General features: G+C 72.2%; 5 protein-coding genes and 1 rRNA gene. 2 read left to right on the plus strand and 4 right to left on the minus strand.

Translation table 11 applies throughout. The annotated features are described in order from the left end of the window. Positions 1–19: 19 nt before the first annotated feature. Positions 20–136 (plus strand): 5S ribosomal RNA (gene rrf / locus E1291_RS39210). Between the two features lie 92 nt (positions 137–228). On the opposite strand, the gene E1291_RS39215 is transcribed toward rrf, so the two are convergent. After that, positions 229–1,881: a DNA repair helicase XPB gene (locus E1291_RS39215; RefSeq protein WP_131743083.1), complete on the minus strand. Its 1,653-nt coding sequence runs from the start codon at positions 1,879–1,881 to the stop codon at positions 229–231. A gap of 186 nt (positions 1,882–2,067) precedes the next feature. Continuing rightward, positions 2,068–2,373, minus strand: a complete 306-nt coding sequence (locus E1291_RS39220; RefSeq protein WP_131743084.1) for an ArsR/SmtB family transcription factor — start codon at positions 2,371–2,373, stop codon at positions 2,068–2,070. Positions 2,374–2,537: 164 nt separating this feature from the next. On the opposite strand from E1291_RS39220, the gene E1291_RS39225 reads away from it, so the two are divergent. Further along, the gene (locus E1291_RS39225; RefSeq protein WP_131743085.1) at positions 2,538–4,010 is read left to right on the plus strand and encodes an MFS transporter; all 1,473 of its coding nucleotides are present in this window, start codon (positions 2,538–2,540) and stop codon (positions 4,008–4,010) included. Here E1291_RS39225 and E1291_RS39230 read toward each other — a convergent pair. Together E1291_RS39230 and E1291_RS39235 are read right to left on the minus strand one after the other, a co-directional pair. Beyond that, entirely contained in the window at positions 3,993–4,430 is a 438-nt protein-coding gene (locus tag E1291_RS39230) for a hypothetical protein (RefSeq protein WP_131743086.1), read from the minus strand. The two genes, E1291_RS39225 and E1291_RS39230, sit on opposite strands and share 18 nt — an antisense overlap. A 149-nt stretch (positions 4,431–4,579) precedes the next feature. After that, on the minus strand, positions 4,580–4,884 hold a 305-nt coding region (locus E1291_RS39235), incomplete at its 5' end, for a WYL domain-containing protein (RefSeq protein ID WP_370771118.1).

Here is a 4,884-nt window from a genome sequence, read left to right on the forward strand (position 1 = left end):
GGGGTGTTGGGGTTGGTCGTTCGGTGGTTTTGGCGAGAGGGAAACACCCGGTCCCATCCCGAACCCGGAAGTTAAGCCTCTCAGCGCCGATGGTACTGCATGGGTGACTGTGTGGGAGAGTAGGACACCGCCGGACTCTTTTTCTGAAGGGGCCCCGCCGTTATGGCGGGGCCCTTTCTTATTTCCGGAGTATGCCGGCCCCTCATAACGTGGAGGCCGGCACGGCGATCAGAAGTCGTCGCCGGACATGACGGTGTTCGCGTCCACGATGCGGTAGGCATAGCCCTGCTCGGCGAGAAAACGCTGCCGGTGGGCGGCGTAGTCCTGGTCGAGGGTGTCGCGGGCGACGACGGCGTAGAAACGGGCGCCGTTGCCGGACGCCTTGGGCCGCAGGAGGCGTCCCAGCCTTTGTGCCTCCTCCTGCCGGGACCCGTAGGCACCGGAGACCTGGACGGCGACGCTGGCCTCCGGCAGGTCGATGGAGAAATTCGCGACCTTCGACACGACGAGGACGTCGATCTCACCCGAGCGGAACGCGTCGAAGAGCCGTTCGCGTTCCCGGACACGGGTCTCGCCCTTGATGACGGGGGCGTCGAGAAGGGCACCGAGCTCGTCGAGCTGGTCGATGTACTGGCCGATGACCAGGGTCTGCTCGCCGCGGTGCCGGTCGACGAGGGCCTGGACGAGCTTGGTCTTGGTGTCGGTGGTGGCGCAGAAGCGGTACCGCTCCTCGGGCTCGGCCGTCGCGTAGGCGAGACGTTCGGCGTCGGTGAGGGTGACGCGGACCTCGACGCAGTCGGCGGGCGCGATCCAACCCTGCGTCTCCATGTCCTTCCAAGGGGCGTCGTAGCGCTTCGGGCCGATCAGGGAGAACACGTCGCCCTCGCGGCCGTCCTCGCGGACGAGGGTGGCGGTCAGGCCGAGGCGGCGGCGGGCCTGGAGGTCGGCGGTCATCCGGAAGATGGGCGCGGGCAGGAGATGGACCTCGTCGTAGACGACGAGGCCCCAGTCGCGGGCGTCGAGGAGCTCCAGGTGGGAGTAGACGCCCTTCCGCCGCGTCGTCATGATCTGGTAGGTGGCGATGGTGACCGGCCGGATCTCCTTCTTGGTGCCGGTGTACTCGCCGATCTCGTCCTCGGTGAGCGAGGTGCGGCGGATCAGCTCCTGCTTCCACTGGTGCGCCGAGACGGTGTTGGTGACGAGGATGAGCGTGGTCGCCGCGGCGCGGGCCATCGCGGCGGCGCCGACGATGGTCTTGCCGGCGCCGCACGGCAGGACGACGACGCCGGAGCCGCCGTGCCAGAACGCGTCGGCGGCCTCGCGCTGGTAGGAGCGCAGGCCCCAGCCGTCCTCGGCGAGGGAGATCGGGTGGGCCTCGCCGTCGACGTAGCCGGCGAGGTCCTCGGCGGGCCAGCCGAGCTTGAGCAGGGCCTGCTTCAGGGCGCCGCGCTCGCTCGGGTGGACGACGACGGCGTCGTCGCCGACGCGGTCGCCGAGCATGCCCTTGATCTTCTTGGCGCGCAGGACCTCCTCCAGGACGGAGCGGTCCGAGGACGACAGGACGAGGCCGAGGGAGGGGTGCTTCTCCAGGCGCAGCCGCCCGTAGCGGGCCATGGTGTCGGCGACGTCGACGAGCAGCGCGTGCGGGACGGGGTAGCGGGAGAACCGCAGCAGGGTGTCGACGACCTGCTCGGCGTCGTGGCCGGCCGCGCGGGCGTTCCACAGCGCGAGCGGCGTGACGCGGTAGGTGTGGACGTGCTCGGGGGCCCGTTCGAGCTCGGCGAACGGGGCGATCTCCTTGCGGCACGCGTCGGCCAGTTCGTGGTCGACCTCGAGCAGCAGTGTCTTGTCGGACTGGACGATGAGCGGACCGTCGGACACGTGAGCGAGCCCCCGTCGAGTGGTCGGTGATGGGCGGCCCCCCGGGGACCGAACCTGCACGGTACCCGAGGCGCGGCGGCGCACGGCACCGACTGCCTCAACGTTCGCGCGCCCGCCGTCTCTTCCCCGGCGTGGCGCGCCGGGGCTCGCACGAGGCGTCCGGGGTCCGGCGGGTCCGGCGGCCCGTCAGGACCGGACGGCGTTGAGAAGGGCGGGCAGCAGCCCGGGGAAGCGGGCTTCGAGATCGTCGCGGCGCAGCGAGATCAGGTTCTCGCGGCCGTGCGGGTGCTGCCAGATGACGCCGCTGTCGCGCAGGACGCGCCAGTGGTGGCTCAGGGTCGACTTGGACACCGGTTTGTCGAGGATGCTGCCGCAGGTGTGCTCACCGCCGTCGGCGAGGACGCCGACGATGCGCAGGCGCAGCGGGTTGCCCAGGGCCGACAGAACGTTCTCCAGCAGGATCTGTTCCCGCTCGGGGTGCTGAGCGATCATGCCGTCCAGTCTATGCGACCGTTCGCGTACTGCCGAACTATGCTGCTCCACCTGGGATGTTCGACTGTTCGACTCTTGACGAACAGTCGTACTGTACGGCAACCTTCGAACTGTTCGGCCGGTCGGCCGAACCGCTTCTCCCTTCGAAAGGTGTTCGTGCCCGCATGTCCGGACCCGCGTCCCGGCCGCTCACAGCGCGCCGCCTCGGCTGGATCCTGGCGCTGCTCGCGCTGGCCCAGCTGATCTTCGCTCTCGACCTGAACATCGTGTACGTGGCGCTGCCCGAGATCGGCTCCGACCTCGGCTTCTCCGCGCAGACCCAGCAGTGGGTGATCCACGCCTACGTCGTGTTCGCCGGCGGCTTCCTGCTGCTCGGCGGCCGTGCGGCCGACCTGCTCGGCCGGCGCCGGATGTTCGTCCTGGCCCTCGCCCTGTACGCCGGGTCCTCGCTGGCGGGCGGACTGGCCTGGACGCCGGGAGCGATCATCGCCGCCCGCGCCGTCCAGGGGATCGGCGGCGCGCTGCTGCTCCCCTCCACCCTCTCGCTGATCGGTACCCTCTACGAGGAGGGGCCGAAGCGGAACCGGGCGCTCGCCGTGTGGGGCGGCGCCGGGGCGAGCGGCCTCACCGTCGGCGCGCTGCTCGGCGGCGTGCTCACCGAGGCGTTCGGCTGGCCCGCGGTGTTCTTCGTCAACGTGCCGCTGGGCGCCGGGGTCGCCATCGCGGCGCTCGCGGTGATCCCGGCCGACCGCCGGGAGGCCGCGCGCCGCCGGTTCGACCTGCCCGGCGCGCTGACCGTCACGGCCGGCGCCACGCTGCTGGTGTTCGCGCTCGTCCAGGGCCCCGAGCTCGGCTGGGCCGACCCGGTCATCCTCGGCGCGTTCGTCCTCGCCGCGGTGTTCCTGGTCGCGTTCGCCCAGGTTGAGGCGAAGGGCACCGATCCGCTGATGCCACCGGGCCTGCTGCGCAACCGCAGCCTCGTCGTCGGGGTCTCGATCACGTTCGTCTACATGGGCACGTTCGGTGCGCTGCCCTACTTCCTGACCGTGCTGTTCCAGGACGTGTACCGGTACTCGGCCCTGGAGACCGGCCTGGCCTTCCTCATCCCGTCGGTGGCGATCGCGACGGGCACGCAGCTGGGCGAGCGCATGACGGGCCGGCTCGGTACCCGCCGGACGCTGCTGATCGGCTTTGTCGGCGGCGTCGCCGGGACCGCGGTGCTGGTGCCGGCCTTCGCCGCGGACGCCTCCTTCACCACCGCCGTCCCCGGACTGATCATCTCCGGGATCGGGCAGGGCATCGTCTGGACGGGGATGTGGATCGCCGCGTCCACGGGCGTCGCCCCCGACCGGCAGGGCGTGGCCAACGGGATGGCGTCCACCGCCCTCAACCTCGGCAACGCGATCGGCCTCGCCGCGCTCACCGCCGTCGCCAACGCGGGGACGGACGGCGCCGTCGGGGACGCGCTGCGGGTCGCCACCGCCGACGGGAGCCGCACGGCGGTGCTGCTCGCCACCGCGGGCATGGTGGGCGGCGCGCTCGTCGCGCTGGCCCTGCGGCGTGAGCGGTCCGCGCCGGCCGCGCCGCCGGCCGACGCCGTCGCCGCCGCGCCGGGACGCTCAGATGCCGTCGGGTGAGGAGCCGTAGTCCGGCCGGGAGTTCGCCATCACCACGAGGTAGAGGACGGCCGCGATGATCCCGAGCACGATCGACGCGGCGAGCAGGCACCAGCTCCACGCGGTCAGCCGCCGCGCGGACGCGGGATCGCCGTGCACCCGGCTCACCGCGAGCGCCGCGGTGATCACCCCGGGGATGGCGAAGATGTTGCAGCACAGGGCGACCGCCACGATGTTGCACACCAGGGCCGCGATGCTGGACCCGCTGCTGGCCGGGGTGTAGGGCACCCCGGGCGGCCCGTATCCGTAGCCCGCTCCGGGGGGTTGCGTCCCAGGGCCGTAGGCGTGTCCGCCTGGTGGGCCGTATCCGCCGCCCCAGTCCTGCGATCCGCCGTAGGGGTCCTCCCAGCCGGACGGTGGAACCCCTCCGTACCCGCTCACAGGCAGCCTCCTCGAAACGATCGTCCCGGGCCGGTCCGCCCGCGGCGAGTGCAGGGCACGTTACCGGGCCGGTCCGTCACACTGATCCGACACCCGGCGAACGGCGCCCGGTACCCGGCCGCCGGGGGTGGCCGACCCCGGCCAGGACGTCACGACGGGGCCGTGCCGCCCCGCTCGTCGTCCAGTTCGGAGACGCCGGTGATGCGGTGCAGGGCGAACCGGTGGACGGCCGCGCGGGTCGCGTCGTAGCCGGTGAGGAAGCCGCCCTCCACGCGGACCGGCTCCACGATGCGGCTGGACGCCTGCCCCTGCTGGTCGAGGTAGCCGATCCAGACGCGGCCGCCGCGGTCGACGGCGCCGCGCAACCGCTCGATGGTCGCCATCGACGGGGACCGCGGCGGCTCGCCCGCCGGGGAGTCCGCGCGCAGCCGCGCCTGCTCGGCGCCGAGCCGGG

The sequence above is a fragment of the Actinomadura roseirufa genome (assembly GCF_900659635.1).
Classification (GTDB): Bacteria; Actinomycetota; Actinomycetes; order Streptosporangiales; family Streptosporangiaceae; genus Spirillospora; species Spirillospora roseirufa.